A 15,964-nucleotide genomic window follows, 5' to 3' on the forward strand; every position below is an offset into this window, starting at 1 on the left:
CAGCGCCGGCGCCAGCGACTCCGGCCAGCCGAGAAAGGCGCACTGGGCGCGGGCGGCGAACGGGCGAGCGAGCGCGTCCATGCACTCGACCTGGTGATCGCCGCGAAGACCGTCGACAAGCCCGGCGGCGATGGCACGGACCGCCGGCTCGAGACGGCCGATGGGCTCGGCGTCGAAATAGGGTTCGATAAGCCGGCGGAACGGCGTGTGCTCGGGCGGGTCCATGCCGTTGGGCACGGACAGGTGCCGGGAGACGTAGTTGCTGAACGTCTCCGGGTCGTGGAGCACGTCGACGACGTCGTGGTGCCGGAACAGCGTCCAGCCCTGGAGCGTACTGTAGGCCACGGGGCACCGCTGCCGCATGGCGTCGTAGGCGGCGCGCTGATCGGCGTCGACCTCCGGCGAGGCAGGCGACCAGTCCTGGGATCGGGATGGCGGCATGACGTCTCCGCGGGGCCGCTGCCTTGGCGGGCGTTGCCCGCCGACCCACGCATCCTAAGGCGTTCCATGCGGCCATGGATTTGACGAAAATCAAGAGCGCGCCTCGGGATCCCGTTGCGGGGGTTCGCCGTCCGCGCAGCGCTTGCACCACAGGCGGTAGCCCAGCATGTTGCGCCGGCCGCGCCTGGTGATCACCCAGGGCCTCTGCACCCAGGGCGGCCGGTGGCGGACGTGGCGGGTATGGCCGCACTCCAGGTCCGCCACCCAGTGGCCTTCGTCGTCGGTATGGAAGTCGACGATGCGCTGTTGCATGCCGTCCCCGCTCACGGGTTCAGCCCGCCGCTCCCAGCGGGGCCCAGCCGTCGGCGCGCAGGGGCCGGTTGCGCGTGCGCAGACTGGCGGGCAGGGCCGAGTGGCCCGTCAGGTGGATGTCCATGTGGCGCGCCAGGTCCCGTCCTTCGCCGATGGCCCATACCAGCAGCGAGTGGCCCATGGCGGCGTCGCCGCCGGCGAAGACGCCGGGGATGCTGGTGGCCATGCAGGCATCGGTGTGGATGGTACCATCGGTCGCAATGGCCAGTTCCGGCGCGTCCAGGGTGTCCGTCTCCGGCCGCGCAAAGCCGGCGGCGATGAGCACCAGGTCCGCGGGCATGCGCACGTCGGGCTCCAGCACCTCCCGGTCGACGCGCCGGCCGGCGTCGTCGCGAATCCAGCGAACCCGCTCGGCCCGCAGGGTGTCCACCCGGCCGTCGCCGCTTTCATCGACAAAGGCGACGCTGTTGATGCTGAACACCTCCTCGCCGCCTTCCTTCTGGGCGTAGCTCTGCTTGTAGACCTTCAGCGGCAAGGGCCAGGGGTTGTCCGCCGGGCGATGGGCCGGCGGCTTGTCATTGATGCCGATCTGGATCACCCGCTCGGCCCCCTGGCGCAGGGCGGTGGCGACACAGTCCGCCCCGGTGTCGCCGCCGCCGAGCACCACCACCGAGCGGCCGGCGGCGTCGGGCTCGCCCGGCACGGCCTGGCCGGCCGCGACCCGATTGGCCCGGGTCAGGTAGGGCATGGCGAACAGCACGCCCGCCAGCTCGCGCCCGGGAATGGGCACGTCCCGCGGGTGCTGGGCGCCGATGGTCAGGCCCACCGCATGATGCTCGCGCCGGAGGTCCTCCAGGCTGAGGTCGCGGCCGAGCTCCATGCCGCTGCGGAAGACGATGCCCTCGGCCTGCAGCTGCCGTATGCGGCGGTCCAGCCGCCACTTGGCGAACTTGAACTCCGGCAGGCCGTAGCGCACCAGGCCGCCGGGGGCGTCGTCGCGCTCGTAGACGGTCACCCGGTGGCCGGCGCGGTTGAGCTGCTGCGCTGCGGCCAGGCCCGCCGGGCCGCTGCCCACCAGCGCGACGCGGAAGCCGCTGCGGGCCGACGGCGGCTGCGGGACGATCCAGCCCTCGTCCCAGCCGCGGTCGACGATGGCCCGTTCCAGGTTCTTGATGGTCACCGGGGCGTCATTGTAGGCGAGGGTGCAGGCGTCCTCGCAGGGGGCCGGGCAGGCGTAGCCGGTGAGCTCGGGGAAGTTGTTGGTGGCGTGCAGGCGCTCCAGCGCCCGCTGCCAGTCGGCACGGCTGACCAGGTCGTTCCAGTCGGGGATGAGATTGCCGATGGGGCAGCCCGCACTGCAGGTCGGGACGCCGCAGTCCATGCAGCGGGTGGCCTGTTCCCGGAGCTGCTGCTCGGACCACTCCGGGGCGTAGATCTCGCCGTCATCCGCGACCCGCGCGGCCGGATCCCGGTCCGGTATGGCGGTGCGGGCGTAGCGCAGGTAGCCGTCGGGATGATTCTCGCTGCTCATGGTCTGCCTCGTTGTTCGTGCCGGCCTACGCCCGGTCCCGCACTTCCGGCTGGCGCGCTGCCGCCTCCGGCCCGGCGGCGAGTGCCGGCGGCAGGGGCATCCGCAGATCCTCGCCCCGGTGGACGGCTGCTGCCACCACGGCTTGATACGCCTCCGGGATGATCTTCACGAATTGCTCGACGGCCCCCGGCCAGTCGTCGAGCAGGGCCGTCGCCCGTGGGCTGCCGGTGGCCGCGGCATGGTTGCGCAGCAGCCGTTCCAGCAGGGCGCGGTCGCGCGCATCCGTGACCGGCTCGGGGTGGACCAGGGCGCAGTTGACGCGGTCGGCCACGGCGGTGTCATCGGCGAGCAGATAGGCCTCGCCGCCGCTCATGCCCGCGGCGAAGTTCGGCCCCACCGGGCCGAGCACGACCACCGCCCCGCCGGTCATGTACTCGCAGCCGTGGTGGCCCACGCCCTCCACGACGGCGACGGCCCCGGAATTGCGGACCGCGAAGCGCTCGCCGGCCTGTCCGTTGACATACAGCTCGCCCGCGGTCGCCCCGTACAGGGCGACATTGCCGATGGTGGCGGCACGCCCGGGCTCGTAGGCGGCATGCGCGGGCGGGCGCACGCTGATGCGCCCGCCCGACAGGCCCTTGCCGACATAGTCGTTGGCCGCCCCCGTGACGGCCAGGTGAACCCCGGCCGGCAGGAATGCGCCCAGGCTCTGGCCGGCCGTCCCCTGCAGACGGACATCCAGCGCCGCGCCCTGGCCGTCCGGTCTTCGCCGAAGCCAGTGGTAGCCGAGTCGCGTCCCTGCGGTACGGACCGTGTTGTCGATATCCATGCTGATCGGGCCGGTTGCCTCGCCGCCGAGCGCGGAGCCCGCCCGGGCCAGAAGGCCGGCGTCGGCCTGATCGGCGGCCCGCGCCGGGGGTGGGCCCTGTCGGCGCGGGGCGTCCACGGCCGGGGGCTGCTCCAGCAGGCCGCCCAGGTCCAGCAGGTCGGCCCGGGCATGGCCGGTGGGGCGCTGGCGCAGGCAGTCCAGCCGGCCGATAAGGTCCTCCAGCCGCCGGAAGCCCAGGGCGGCCATGTGCTCGCGCACCTCGGCGGCGACGAAGCGCAGATAGCTGGCCACGTGCTCCGGCTTGCCGGGGAAGCGCTTGCGCAGCTCCGGGTCCTGGGTGGCGATGCCCACGGAGCAGGTGTTGCAGTGGCACTTGCGCAGCATGATGCAGCCCAGGGCGATCAGCGCGCCCATGCCGAAGCCGTAGTACTCGGCTCCCATGAGCGCGGCGACGACGACATCGCGCCCGGTCTTCAGGCCGCCGTCGGCACGCAGGTGGACCCGGGAGCGCAGGCGGTTGGCGACCAGCACCCGCTGGGCGTCCGTCAGCCCCATCTCCCAGGGCAGACCCGCCGAGCGGATGGAGGTCCGCGCCGCCGCACCCGTTCCGCCGGAATCCCCGGCGATGAGAATGCTGTCGGCGCCGGCCTTGGCAACGCCGGCGGCAATGGTGCCGACGCCGGCACTGGCCACGAGCTTGACCTGGATCTCCGCGCCCGGGCTGGCGCAGCGCAGGTCGTGGATGAGCTGGGCCAGGTCCTCGATGGAGTAGATGTCGTGGTGGGGCGGCGGCGAGATCAGCCCCACGCCGGGCGTGGTGTGCCGCAGGGACGCAATCAGGCCCTGCACCTTGTCCCCCGGCAGCTGTCCGCCCTCGCCGGGCTTGGCGCCCTGGGCGATCTTGATCTCCAGCTGCTCGGCCCGGGCCAGGTAGGCGGCGGTAACGCCGAAGCGGCCGCTGGCCACCTGCTTGTTGCGGCATTCGCGCTCCGTGCCGAAGCGCTCCGGCGGCTCGCCGCCCTCGCCGGAGTGGGCCACGCCGCCGACGTGGTTCATGCCGGCGGCCAGGGTCTCGTGGGCTTCCGGGCTGAGCGCGCCCAGGGACATGGCACCGGAGAAGAAGCGCCGGGTGATGGCCTCCACGGGCTCGACTTCCTCCAGGGGAATGGCCGAACCCGCCGGCACCAGGTCCAGCATGCCGCGCAGGCTCGACGGTGCGCCGTCGGGTGCGTTCACGCGATCGGCGAATTCCCGGTAGATGGCGGCGTTGTCCTGGCGCGCGGCGGCCTGGAGCAATCCCAGGGTATCCGGGTTCCAGTCGTGGTGCTCGGCGTCCCGGCGCCAGTAGTGCATGCCGCCCACGGGCAGGAAGACGGCGCCCGCGGGGCGCTCGCCGTAGGCCTCCCGGTGGCGGGCGCGCAGGTCGGCCTCCAGCTCGGCGAGGCCTGCGCCGCCCAGGCGTGAGGCCGTTCCGGTGAAGTGGCGGTCCACCAGGTCGCCGTCCAGCCCCAGGGCCTCGAACAGCTGCGCCCCCTTGTAGCTCTCCAGGGTGGCAATGCCCATCTTGGCCATGACCTTGCGCAGGCCGTTCTCCAGCGCCGCGATGTAGTGCCGTACGGCGGTTTCCGGATCGACATCGTCGTCCGTTGTGGCGGCCGCGGTGGCAAGGGCCAGGTAGGGGTGTATCGCGTCGGTGCCGTAGCCGAGCAGCGTGCACAGGTGGTGGACCGTGCAGGCATCGGCGGCCTCGAGGATCAGCGCGCAGCGCCCGCGCAACCCCCGGCGGATCAGGTGCTGGTGCACCGCCGAGGCCGCCAGTAGACCCGGAATGGCGAGCCGATGCTCGCCGGCATCGCGATCGGAGAGCACCAGCAGCTCAGCGCCGTCGGCAGCGCGCGCGGCGGCCGCCTGGCAAAGGGTCTCCAGCGCCTCGGCCAGGGACTGCCCGGGCGGGAACGTCGTCGCCAGCGTTGCCGCGTGGAAGTCCTGGTTCTCCAGGGACCGCAGTGCGGCCACCTGCGCTTCCGTGAGCACGGGCGAGTCGATCTGGACGCGGCGGCAGTGCGCGGGGCCGTCGCCAAGGAGATTGTGTTCCGGGCCGATGTGGGTCACCAGGGTGGTTACCCGCTCCTCGCGCAGGTAGTCGATGGCCGGATTGGAGACCTGGGCGAAGAGCTGCCGGAAGTAGTCCGGCAGCCGCGGCGTGGTGCGTGCCAGGGTCCCGGGAGGCGTGTCGTTGCCCATGGCGCCTACCGGGTCGGCGCCGTCGGCCACCATGGGCCGGATCATGCGCTCCAGCTCCTCCACAGTGAAGCCCGCGGCGCGCTGACGCTGCACCATGTCGTCGACGGCCGCGACCCCCGTGTCCGTGGCCGCGTGATCGGCCAGGCGGACCCGGTGGTCGCCGAGCCAGTCCGCGTAGGGTCGCTCGGGAAACGTCGCGAATACCTCGCGGCCTTCGCGCAGCGTGCCCGCCGCGGGGTCGGTGACCAGCATCTGGCCGGGCCCCAGGCGGCCGCGGTGGATGATGTCCTCCGGGGGCGTGTCCAGTACTCCCGCCTCGCTGGCCAGGATCAGGCGGTCGTCCCGGGTGCGGTCGTACCGGCAGGGCCGGAAGCCGTTGCGGTCCAGCACGGCGGTGAGCTGCTCGCCGTCGGTGCCGACGATGAGGGCCGGCCCGTCCCAGGGCTCCATGAGCAGGCTGTGGTAGTCGTACCAGGCGCGGATCGCGGCCGGCAGCGTGGCGTCCTTGCGCCAGGCCTCGGGCACCATCATGCGCAGTGCGTGGGGCAGCGACCGGCCGCCCTGGCAGAGCAGGTCCAGGACCTCGTCGAGCAGGGCGGTGTCACTGCGTCCCGGGGTGACCAGCGGCCGGATGGCATCCAGGTGGGCGTCCAGGGCCGGGTGGCCGAGGTCCGCCTCGCGGGCGCGCATGCGGTTCAGGTTGCCGCGGTAGGTATTGATCTCGCCGTTGTGCACCAGCGTCCGGTACGGGTGCGCCAGCGGCCAGGAGCCGAGGGTGTTGGTGGAAAAGCGCGAATGCACCAGGGCCAGGGCGCTGGTGCAATCCGGGTCACCCAGGTCCGGGAAGTACGATCGCAGCTGACGGTTCGTCAGCAGGCCCTTGTAGACCAGGCGCCGGCGATCGAGGGAGCAGATATAGGTGGCATCCGCCGCGCCGGGGAGGCGCGTCGCCACGGCCTGCTCCAGGCGGCGGCGCAGGACGAACAGCTCGCGGTCCAGGGACGGGCCCCGGTGGCCGTCCACGTGGTCCAGCAGGACCTGTTGCACGGCGGGCTCGGAGGCGAGGGCGGTGGCACCCAGGGAGGCATTGTCCGTGGGTACGTCCCGCCAGCCCAGGATGCGGAATCCGGCCGCCTGCATGGTCGCGCGCATCTGCTCCTCCACCAGGCTGCGCAGGGCGCGGTCGGCGGGCAGGAACAGCTGGCCGACGGCATACGCATCCGGCGCCGGCAGCGGAAAGCGGGCCCGGAAGAAGGCGTCCGGCTTCTGGATCAGGATGCCGGCGCCGTCGCCGGTGCTGTCCTCGGCCCCCCGGGCGCCCCGGTGGTCGAGTCGCTCGAGGACGCGCAGGGCGTCGTCAACCAGACCGCGGGACGGGCGCCCCCGGAGGTCGGCGACGGCACCGACGCCGCAATGGGCGCGGGGACGATCCGCGAGCCCGTCGCCGTTGGTTGTCCGGTGACTGTTCATGGCCTACCTCGATTCAATGCCGGTGGTCCGCCCGGGGATGGCTCAGCGTCCCTTCAGCCGGGACGCCCGTCGACGCGGGGGGCGGTGAGAATGGGGATATAGCGCACCAGGAACAGGCCGTATGCCGCGATCCACAGCGCGCCCGCGATACCCAGGCCGGTCTGCCACGGAATGACCCCGAATCCGGCCGCAACCCGCGTGATCGCCGCCAGGTGGACTGCCGCGAATGCCGTCGCCATGCCGCGCGGCAGCTGCAGCGCCCGGCCCGTATGGCCGAGGGCGACCCGGCTGATGACCCCGAGAATGAGACCGCCCATGCCGCCCACCGCTATGGCGTGAACCCAGACGGTCGCGGGCCACCAGCCTGCAGCGCTGCCGGCAAGAAGCCACAGCGCGGCGGGGATCCACAGCATGGAGATGTGCAGGATCCACAGAAGCGGCTCGGACCGCACGCGCCAGCCCCGCCAGAGCACGATGCGGGTCAGTGACACGGCTCCGGCGACCAGCGCCGTCGCCGCGATAGCCGGGCCGTTGCCGCTCAGCACGGCGAGCAGCGTGGCTCCCATGCTCGCGAGCACGCCCCATTCCAGGGCGGGGACGATACGGATGCCCTGGGTGGACAGACCGTGATTGCGCAGCCACGCCATGGAGAAGTTCGGCGTGATGCGCCCGCCGATGACCAGCATCAGCGTCATGGCGAGCACCAGCGCGGCGTCGATGAATGCGCCTTGAGGCCGCATGAAGAAGCCCAGCTGCATCACCCAGAGCAGCCCCAGCACGGCGAGGACGACAATCTGGCGCTTCTGCCTCGCCTGCCAGATGCGCCAGCCGGCGTCGGCCATGATCAGCGGCAGGAATGCGAGATTGACGCCGGCCGTCAGCCAGCCGGGCAACCCGTCGCCCACCGCCATGATGACCCGGCCGGCCAGCCATACCAGCCATATGGCGAGGAGCACATGCCCGTGGGTGCGCTGCGTTCCCGTCCACACGCACACGGCGGTCAGAAGGAAGCCGGCGATCGCCGCATGCAGAAAGGCGAACACCATCTCGTGCTGGTGCCAGTAGTAGCCGGGCAGCGCCAGGGGCAATGTCAGCGGACCGGACGCCACGGCGACCCAGGAGGGGATCCAGAACACCGAAAGCACGGCGAGGGAGAGGAAGAAGATGCGGAACGGATAACTGAAGAGTTGCCACACACCGCGGCCGACACCTCTCAGGACCATGGCTCCATCCATCAGGAAGACTCCGAACGACCAGCGTGGTTGTGGTCGTCCCGGAACCGCCGCCGGGATACGTACGAATGGTGCGTTTGGGGAGTCATTGGTTGAGCTCGTCGTTAAAAGATGTATTTGAAATATACCTTTTGACTCGAACTGACACAATATCGAGACTAGCCTGAAGACAGGCGGACGCCCCCGCTGCCCTGGTACACCGGTGGTCGGGAGCGCAGAAGGGGAGGGCAATGTCGTGTCGCGACGATGGCCCGGAAGATACTACCGGCCGGTGTCCGGAGGACGGCGTGCCGAGCGGAACGTCGGGCTGGTGCCATGAATTCGGCCGAGGTTGTACACGCCAGTGAACGGCAGGAGGCCGATCGGATCGCCTTCGTGGAACAGGCTCACGGTACGGCCCATGCCCGGGTGTTTGCGGAACAGACGCTGCGCCTGTATCGGCGCGCCGTGGTGCAGAGAGCGGCACCGGCCGGCGAGAAGACCTTTCGCCTGCGTCTGCTGGGCTCCTATTGCTACCTCAAGCGCTACCTCGCGGGGAACTGCGGGAGCGATTCGTCGCGGTAATGCGTCGATAGCCAGCGTCCGGGCCGCTCGCCGGCGCGTCGGCTTGCTGCGCTTCCGGGTCGTCGAGGACCGTGCCGCTGCCCCCGGGGGCGGCGGTCGTTTCCCGATCGTCGCTGCCGGGCCTGCGCCCGGTCAGCGCGGAGGGATGCGCACCAGCAGGGCCAGCATCAGAGCATAGGCGAGCGCCCAGAGACCGCTCGCGGCAGCCAGGGCTGTGGCGTCGCCGGGCACGAGCAGGCGGATCAGGGCCGCTGCGGCGATGACACCGGCCATCAGGGGAATGGTCGGCGAACGTGCCGGGTCGAGCTTGGCCCGGTTCAGCCGCACCCGGGCCATGACGCCGGTGGTGAGGGTGCCCAGGGCGCCGACGGTGATGGCGTGGGTCGCCGTATTCGCCCCGAGCACCCCGGTGGTCCACGCGGTGCCGAGCAGTGCCAGGCCCGCCACCAGCCAGGCGTAGCCGAGGCCCAGGCACCAGAGGTCCGGGCGCCGCGCTGCCGCCCAGAGACGCCAGCGCAGCAGGCGGACCAGGCCGAGGCCGGCCGCGACCAGGGCCAGCGCGCCGGCGGCGGCGCGGGCGCCGGGTGTGGCCGCGGCTCCGGCCGCCAGGGCCACGACGATCAGCAATGCGCCCTCGATGCGCGGCTGGACGCGGGCTTCCAGGTGGCCGCCGGCCCGCTGGATGGCCCCCGCGGCCGCCGGGGCGATGATGCGCCCGCCCATGAACAGCATCAGCAGCGCGAACAGCAGCACGGCCTCCTGCAGCGCCAGGTAGCGCAGCCAGGACGCGCCGGTGAGCGGGCCGGCATGGAACATCGCCAGCACCGCGCACAGGCCTAGGAGAAGGGGCGCAAAGGCCTGGTTGCGCCATTTCTTGGCGCCCTTCATGAACTGGGGCACCGCCAGCCACGCGAGTGCTGCCGCGAACGCGGCGTTAGCGGTCAGCGCGGCCATGCTGTCCGGCATGGTCAGGAAGATCACCCGCGCCAGGAGCCATAGCCCGAAAAGGCCGGCGAGCCGGGCGGTCGTCGTGCGGTTGATGACAAAGCCGGCGGCCACGGCCAGGGCGAAGCCGAACAGCAGCTCGTGGGCGTGGCCCAGCACCGTGGCATACCCCGGCAGGAGTGGATTCCCGGACAGCATGCCGTGGACGCTGGCCGGGACCGTGATCCCGGCGTACAGCGCGGCTGCCGGGAAGAAGACCTTCTCCGCGGCATGGCGCGCGGCCGCCGATCGACGGCTCGCCGCCCCGAGCTGTGTCGCGCCGATCGCCACGCTCGTCAGCTCGCCGCGCACAGCGGGCAGTGACCGTCATCCGCGGCGGCCGCGGCGTGCCGGTCCGTGGGGAAGCGGCTCGGTACCACCGGCGGCTGTTCCGGCGGAGCGGGCGTCGGTGTGTCGCGGCGCCAGTGGAAGCGCGTGACCTGCTCCAGCCAGTCGCCCGGCGTGAGATGAGCTGACAGCTGCGGAAAGACCGCCGCCTCCTCGTAGCGCAGGTGCGTACGGTAGGCGCGGCAGTAGGCTGCGCCCAGCTCCAGCAGCTGGGCGCGGGAGACGAGCTGGCCGGCCGAGACGTCCCGGAGGCGGTCAAGCAGCACGCGCCCGCGTGCGGCGAGGCGCTCCTGCTGGTACCGGCGGTGGCCGATCGCCTCGGCGGACGGCGGGTGCCGGCGCTCGAGACGTGCCAGAAGCAGATCCTCCAAAGGGTGGTGATACCGGGCCGGGTCGTTCGTCAGGCAGTCGACGACGGACGCCATGCCGGTGAAATCCGGTGTCATCCCCCGCTCCAGCACGTCCAGCTGCTCCTCCAGAAGGCTCAGCAGTCGCTCGAGGTTGCGGTGGTCCCGGCGCAGGCGGTCCAGTGTTGTCGTGTTCATGGCCCCTCCCATGGGTTATCGCTCCAGCAGCGGCAGCTTGTCCGGCACGCCGTCCCATTCCCCGGCGTCGGCGGGGGCGTCGATCTTCTGCGTGATCTGCGGCCAGCGTTCCGCCAGTTCGGCGTTGATGTCGAGGAAGTGGTCCCACTCCAGCGGCAGATCATCCTCGGAGTAGATGGCCTTCGCCGGGCACTCGGGCTCGCACAGCGTGCAGTCGATGCACAGGTCCGGGTCGATGGCCAGGAAGTTCGGCCCCTCGTGGAAGCAGTCCACGGGGCAGACCTCGACGCAGTCCGTGTATTTGCACTTGATGCAGTTGTCGGTGACCACGTAGGTCATGAATCTTCCCTCATGGCTCCCGCACGATGCTTTAAAATGTACTGAAAATACATCGTTAATGCAAATGCTCCACGGCCGGTCCGGCGGCCGATGCCATTGCCCGCGTTATAACTTCATAGCCGGACGAATTATCGGTTATCCGGCCTTTGCGTTATGATGCGGCGCTTCCAGCGCCAGAGGCGCCTGGCGCATTTTCGTGTATCCGCAGGGCATACCGGTGATCGAGCTCGACAACGTCCACAAGGCGTATCGCGTGGAAGGCCGCGAGGTATCCGCCCTCCGCGACATCGACCTGCGCGTGGAGCGCGGCGAGGTGTTCGGGGTGATCGGCCACTCCGGAGCGGGCAAGTCCACGCTGCTGCGCATGATCAATCTCATCGAGCGGCCGACCAGCGGGCGCGTGCGCATCGACGGGGTCGACGTCACCGGGTACCGCGGAGCCGACCTCATGGCCCTGCGCCGCGGCATCGGCATGATCTTCCAGCACTTCAACCTGCTCGCCTCGCGGACCGTGGCGGACAACGTCGCCTTTCCCATGCGGCTGGCCGGGGTCTATACCCGCGAGCAGATCCGCAGCCGGGTGGATCACCTGCTCGGGCGCGTGGGGCTGGCGGACCAGGCGCGCAAGCATCCGGCGCAGCTGTCCGGCGGCCAGAAGCAGCGGGTGGGGATCGCCCGGGCGCTCGCCTGCGAGCCGCGCATCCTGCTGTGCGACGAGGCCACCAGCGCCCTGGATCCGCAGACGACCCAGTCCGTGCTGGAGCTGCTGGGCGACATCAACCGGGAGCTGGGACTGACCATCGTCCTGATCACCCACGAGATGAACGCCATCCGCACCATCTGCGACCGGGTCGCGGTGCTCGACGGCGGTGAGGTCGTGGAGTCCGGCGGCGCGGCGGACGTGTTCCTGCACCCGCGCCACGAGACCACGCGGCGGTTCGTCTTCGAGACCGAGAGCATCGACGAGGCGGACTGGGCGGAGGACTTCGCCCACGTGCCCGGGCGGGTGCTGCGCCTGACCTTCCGCGGCCAGGCCACCTACACGCCGATCCTGGGGGCAATCGCCCGGCGCACCGGGGTCGACTACAGCATCCTCAGCGGCCGCATCGATCACATCAAGGACACTCCCTACGGGCAGATCACGCTGTCGCTGGTGGGCGGCGACGTCAACGCCGCCGAGCAGGAGCTGCACGGCGCCGACGTGGACGTGGAGGTGCTGCGGGCATGAACGAGCTGTTCGCGAACGTCCGCTGGGACGAGATCGGCATCGCCACCTGGGATACCCTGCTCATGGTGGGCGGGTCCATGTTCTTCATCGTCCTCTTCGGCCTGCCCCTGGGCGTGCTGCTGTTCCTCACCGGCAAGCGGCAGCTCCTGGAGCAGCCGGCGCTGTACGGCGTGGTGTCGTTCGTGGTGAACGTGCTGCGCTCCGTGCCGTTCATCATCCTGCTGATCGTCATGATCCCGCTGACGGTGGCCCTGGTGGGCACGTCCCTGGGCGTGAAGGGCGTGATCCCGCCGTTGGTGGCCGCCGGCACGCCGTTCTTCGCGCGCCTGGTGGAGACCTCGCTGCGCGAGGTGGACCGGGGGATCATCGAGGCCACCCAGGCCATGGGCGCCTCCACCCGGCAGATCGTCACCGGGGCCCTGCTGCCCGAGGCGCTGCCCGGAATCATCGCCGGCATTACCGTGACCGCCATCACCCTGGTCTCCTACGCCGCCATGGCCGGTGTCGTGGGCGGCGGCGGCCTGGGGGATCTGGCCATCCGCTACGGCTACCAGCGCTTCCAGACGGACGTAATGATCGTCACCGTCGTGCTGCTGGTGGTCATCGTCCAGTTGATGCAAATGCTCGGCGACCGGCTCGTGCTGTACTTCAGCCGGCGCTGACGCCACCGTTCGTCACCAACCAGGGAGGAAACCATGAACGTGCGTTCCATTACTGCCATCATCGCCGCCGGCGCGCTGCTGGCCGGCACCGCGGCCGCCGACGACACCCTGGGCGTGGCCGCCACGCCGGTGCCCCATGCCGAGATCCTGGAGCACGTCAAGCCGCAGCTGGCGGAGCAGGGCGTGGAGCTGAACATCGAGGTGTTCACCGACTACGTCCAGCCCAACACCCAGGTCTCCCAGGGTGCCCTGGACGCCAACTTCTTCCAGCACAAGCCGTACCTGGACAACTTCAACGCCGAGCACGGCACCGATCTCGTGGCCGTGGCCGGGGTGCACATCGAGCCGTTCGGCGCCTACTCCGAGTCCGTGGACAGCCTGGATGCGCTGCCGGACGGCGCCACCATCGCCATTCCCAACGACCCCACCAACGGCGGGCGCGCGCTCCTGCTGCTGCACCAGGCGGGCGTGATCACGCTGGAGGACGGCGACGACATCACCGCCACCACCCGCGACATCGCCGACAACCCGGGGAACTACAGCTTCGAGCCCCTGGAGGCAGCCATGCTGCCGCGGGTGCTCAACCAGGTGGATCTGGCGCTGATCAACACCAACTACGCCCTGGAGGCAGGGCTGGATCCCCAGGAGGACGCGCTGGTGATCGAGGGCGCGGAGTCGCCCTACGTCAACTTCCTCGTCGCCCGCGAGGACAACGCCGACAGCGACGCCGTCCGGGCCCTCGCCGACGCGCTGCGCAGCGAGAGCGTGCGGGCCTTCATCCAGGAGCAGTACGACGGCGCCGTGGTGCCCGCGTTCTGACGGTCGCAAGCCGTCTTCCGCCGCTCCCTCCGCGGGCGTGGCGGAAGGCGGGACTTCTCGCGGTCGCACAAGCGGCTGCCATTACGAGCACCCGTCGATTCTCTCCCCATTTTGCATCGGGCAAGGCAGTGCCTCCTTTCGATGATTAACGTGAATGCATCGCATTCGCGAAGAGTCGTCGAAAACGAGGGGAGCAGAGCCCATGCATGTCCAGCCACGTATTGCCGTCGTCCTGCTCGTCTGCCCGTTGCTCGTCGCCCCGGCCCAGGCCCGTGACGCAAACGACGGGGAGCGTATCGCGCTGCCGGCCATCGATGTCGAGGCGCCGCCGGTCATCGTCGGGGTCCCGGGCTTCGAGGACAGCCGCCGGGAGGTCGAGGCAACACCCGGCGGCGCGCAGGCGGTGCCCGTATCCCCGGGCGGGACGGCTGCGGGCACGCTGGCGGACGTACTGTCGCTGGAGCCCGGCGTGGTCGTCCAGGAGTTCTTCGGCGGCAACGATCAGCCCCGCGTGAACATCCGGGGGTCGGGCATTCAGAGCAACCCGCAGTCCCGCGGGGTCGCCTTCCTGCGCAATGGTCTGCCCGCCAACCTGGCCGACGGCTCCTATGTCGTCGGGCTGTTCGACCCGGAGGCGGCCGACCACATCGTCGTCAAGCGCGGGGCGAATGCCCTCAGTGACGGCGCGGCGACCCTGGGGGGCAGCCTCAATCTCGTCTCGCCCACGGGCCGCTCGCTGCACGGCGGGCAGGCAGCGATCGCCGGCGGCGATTACGGTACACGCCGCGTTGCCGTGCGTGCCGGCGGCAGCCGCGGGCGGCAGGACGGCTTGCTGCGCTTGGGTTACAGCCAGCGGGATGGATTCCGACGCGAGAACAACCGCGGCGAGCGCTTCACCCTGGGCGGCAACACCGGCTGGAGGACAGCCGGTGGGGCCGAGACGCGGGTGTACGCGGAGGCGACCGACCTGGATTTCGATGTGCCCGGACCGCTCAACGCCGCTCAGCTCGAGAGCAACCCAGAGCAGGTGAACGCCGGCATCCAGCCGCCGCCCCCGGGTCCGCAGACCGGCTCCACCAGTGTCGGGCCCGATGTGCTACGCGACCGCCCCTGGCGCAGCGCGGAGGCCGCCCGTCTCGCCCTGACGCACGACCGGCCCAGCGGCGAAGGGGTGCTTCGCGCCGGCGCCTTCTACCAGAAGGTGGACGATGTCTTCGGCGCTCCCAGCAGCGTGCGGGACAGCGCCAGTGACGGCGCGGGTGCCGAGCTGGAGTGGCAGGGGCGCGATCTGCTCCTCGGCGTCACGCTGCATGCCGGCCGCACCGACCGGGTCTACCGCGCCAACGAGCGCGGCGAAGCCGGGCGGGCGTTCGCGCACAACCGCCTGGACGCGTTCAACGGTACCCTGTACGGCCAGTGGCGCCACGGCCTCACGGAGCGGCTTACCCTGGTGCTCGGTGCCCAGGCCCTGTACACCACCCGCGAGATCGACGAGCGCTTCGCGACCCCGGATGCCCGGCCGCGCTACAACGCTCGCACTGACGGCTACACCAGCTTCGCCAGCGGCCCGGTCTCCCTGGATCGCAGCTACAGTGCCGTGAACCCGAAGCTGGGTGCCCTGTTCCGGGCCAGTGACACGGTGACCGTGTTCGGCAACCTCAGCCGCAGCTACGAGCCGCCGACATTCATCGAGCTGCTCGCCAACAGCGGCAGCACGCCGGACCAGGGCCCGAACGCCGTGGTTGCGGCACCGCTGGATGCCCAGGACGCCGTCACCCTCGAGGTGGGGGCCAGGGGCCGCGCGGGCGACGGTGAGTGGTCGCTTGCCGCGTACAACACCTGGGTCGACAGCGAGCTGCTCACCAGCGAGGCGCTCTTCGGCGCCGTCGGCATTACCACGAACTACGGCTCACCGACCATCCACCGCGGTGTCGAGCTGGGCGGCCGCGTCCCGGTGGCGGCAGCGCTGGCGACCGAGGGCGACCGGCTGACCCTGGCCCTGGCCTACGAGTGGAGCGATTTCTTCTTCGACGGCGGGCGCTTCGAGGGCAACCGGATCGCTGGCGTGCCCGAGCACCGCCTGCAGGGCCGCCTGCGCTACAGCCACCCCACGGGGGCCTACCTGGAGCCAGGCGTCGTCTGGCTGCCGGAGGACACGCCCACCGACCACGCCAATACCGTCTTCCAGGACGACTACGCCCTGTGGTCCCTGCGGGCCGGATGGCAGGCGGGCAACTGGGAGGCCTACATCGAAGGCCGGAATCTTACCGACGAGACCTACGCGGCGAGCTACCTGATCCGCGAGCGCGTCCCGGATCCGCAGCCGCCCAACGCCGGCCCGGCGGAGGTGACCTCATTCATCCCCGGCAGCGGCCGCAGCCTGTTCGCCGGTGTGCGCGTGTCCTGGTGAGGGCGC

Annotated in this window: 12 protein-coding genes and 1 pseudogene; 5 read left to right on the forward strand and 8 right to left on the reverse strand. The window is 70.8% G+C overall.

All coding sequences use genetic code 11. The features are described 5' to 3' along the window. The 5 genes and pseudogenes from QWY84_RS17740 to QWY84_RS17760 form a co-directional block, all read right to left on the reverse strand. Positions 1–441: pseudogene (locus QWY84_RS17740) on the reverse strand (cytochrome P450); the annotation flags it as partial. A gap of 90 nt (positions 442–531) precedes the next feature. Beyond that, positions 532–753: a DUF3565 domain-containing protein gene (locus QWY84_RS17745; protein WP_290204250.1), complete on the reverse strand. Its 222-nt coding sequence runs from the start codon at positions 751–753 to the stop codon at positions 532–534. Between the two features lie 19 nt (positions 754–772). Then, a complete protein-coding gene (locus tag QWY84_RS17750) occupies positions 773–2,284 on the reverse strand; it encodes a glutamate synthase subunit beta (protein WP_290204252.1) in 1,512 nt (503 codons plus the stop codon). A 25-nt stretch (positions 2,285–2,309) separates the two neighbouring features. Further along, entirely contained in the window at positions 2,310–6,827 is a 4,518-nt protein-coding gene (gltB, locus tag QWY84_RS17755) for a glutamate synthase large subunit (RefSeq protein ID WP_290204253.1), read from the reverse strand. A gap of 53 nt (positions 6,828–6,880) precedes the next feature. Further along, positions 6,881–8,050 carry an NnrS family protein gene (locus QWY84_RS17760; RefSeq protein ID WP_290204254.1) on the reverse strand — a complete coding sequence of 390 codons (1,170 nt, stop codon included), beginning with the start codon at positions 8,048–8,050 and terminating at the stop codon, positions 6,881–6,883. 324 nt (positions 8,051–8,374) lie between these two features. Between QWY84_RS17760 and QWY84_RS17765 the strand changes: the two genes are divergently transcribed. Further along, complete coding sequence (locus QWY84_RS17765) at positions 8,375–8,623, forward strand: hypothetical protein (protein WP_290204255.1); 249 nt, start codon at positions 8,375–8,377, stop codon at positions 8,621–8,623. A gap of 132 nt (positions 8,624–8,755) precedes the next feature. On the opposite strand, the gene QWY84_RS17770 is transcribed toward QWY84_RS17765, so the two are convergent. From QWY84_RS17770 to fdxA, 3 genes are read right to left on the reverse strand one after another with little or no spacing between them, the layout of a single operon-like run. Beyond that, complete coding sequence (locus QWY84_RS17770; RefSeq protein ID WP_290204256.1) at positions 8,756–9,898, reverse strand: NnrS family protein; 1,143 nt, start codon at positions 9,896–9,898, stop codon at positions 8,756–8,758. A 5-nt stretch (positions 9,899–9,903) separates the two neighbouring features. Next, the gene (locus tag QWY84_RS17775; RefSeq protein WP_290204257.1) at positions 9,904–10,500 is read right to left on the reverse strand and encodes a hemerythrin domain-containing protein; all 597 of its coding nucleotides are present in this window, start codon (positions 10,498–10,500) and stop codon (positions 9,904–9,906) included. A 15-nt stretch (positions 10,501–10,515) separates the two neighbouring features. Then, on the reverse strand, positions 10,516–10,839 hold the full coding sequence (gene fdxA, locus QWY84_RS17780; RefSeq protein ID WP_290204258.1) for a ferredoxin FdxA: 324 nt from the start codon (positions 10,837–10,839) through the stop codon (positions 10,516–10,518). A gap of 217 nt (positions 10,840–11,056) precedes the next feature. On the opposite strand from fdxA, the gene QWY84_RS17785 reads away from it, so the two are divergent. From QWY84_RS17785 to QWY84_RS17800, 4 genes are all read left to right on the forward strand, one after another. Further along, complete coding sequence (locus QWY84_RS17785; RefSeq protein WP_290204259.1) at positions 11,057–12,067, forward strand: methionine ABC transporter ATP-binding protein; 1,011 nt, start codon at positions 11,057–11,059, stop codon at positions 12,065–12,067. Further along, positions 12,064–12,729 carry a methionine ABC transporter permease gene (locus tag QWY84_RS17790; protein ID WP_290204260.1) on the forward strand — a complete coding sequence of 222 codons (666 nt, stop codon included), beginning with the start codon at positions 12,064–12,066 and terminating at the stop codon, positions 12,727–12,729. Before QWY84_RS17785 ends, QWY84_RS17790 begins: the two co-directional genes overlap by 4 nt. Positions 12,730–12,762: 33 nt before the next feature. Beyond that, complete coding sequence (locus tag QWY84_RS17795; RefSeq protein WP_290204261.1) at positions 12,763–13,548, forward strand: MetQ/NlpA family ABC transporter substrate-binding protein; 786 nt, start codon at positions 12,763–12,765, stop codon at positions 13,546–13,548. Between the two features lie 202 nt (positions 13,549–13,750). Next, positions 13,751–15,958, forward strand: coding sequence for a TonB-dependent receptor family protein (locus QWY84_RS17800; protein WP_290204262.1), 2,208 nt, complete (start codon positions 13,751–13,753; stop codon positions 15,956–15,958). Positions 15,959–15,964: the final 6 nt, after the last annotated feature.

This window comes from Aquisalimonas lutea (assembly GCF_030409225.1).
Classification (GTDB): Bacteria; Pseudomonadota; Gammaproteobacteria; order Nitrococcales; family Aquisalimonadaceae; genus Aquisalimonas; species Aquisalimonas lutea.

Excerpts from the sequence above, each read along its gene's own strand:
- QWY84_RS17800 (WP_290204262.1), top strand. The coding sequence starts at position 13,751 with ATGCATGTCCAGCCACGTATTGCCGTCGTCCTGCTCGTCTGCCCGTTG.
- QWY84_RS17795 (WP_290204261.1), top strand. The coding sequence starts at position 12,763 with ATGAACGTGCGTTCCATTACTGCCATCATCGCCGCCGGCGCGCTGCTG.
- fdxA (WP_290204258.1), bottom strand. The coding sequence starts at position 10,839 with ATGACCTACGTGGTCACCGACAACTGCATCAAGTGCAAATACACGGAC.
- QWY84_RS17750 (WP_290204252.1), bottom strand. The coding sequence starts at position 2,284 with ATGAGCAGCGAGAATCATCCCGACGGCTACCTGCGCTACGCCCGCACC.
- QWY84_RS17745 (WP_290204250.1), bottom strand. The coding sequence starts at position 753 with ATGCAACAGCGCATCGTCGACTTCCATACCGACGACGAAGGCCACTGG.
- QWY84_RS17760 (WP_290204254.1), bottom strand. The coding sequence starts at position 8,050 with ATGGTCCTGAGAGGTGTCGGCCGCGGTGTGTGGCAACTCTTCAGTTAT.
- QWY84_RS17790 (WP_290204260.1), top strand. The coding sequence starts at position 12,064 with ATGAACGAGCTGTTCGCGAACGTCCGCTGGGACGAGATCGGCATCGCC.
- QWY84_RS17765 (WP_290204255.1), top strand. The coding sequence starts at position 8,375 with ATGAATTCGGCCGAGGTTGTACACGCCAGTGAACGGCAGGAGGCCGAT.
- QWY84_RS17775 (WP_290204257.1), bottom strand. The coding sequence starts at position 10,500 with ATGAACACGACAACACTGGACCGCCTGCGCCGGGACCACCGCAACCTC.
- gltB (WP_290204253.1), bottom strand. The coding sequence starts at position 6,827 with ATGAACAGTCACCGGACAACCAACGGCGACGGGCTCGCGGATCGTCCC.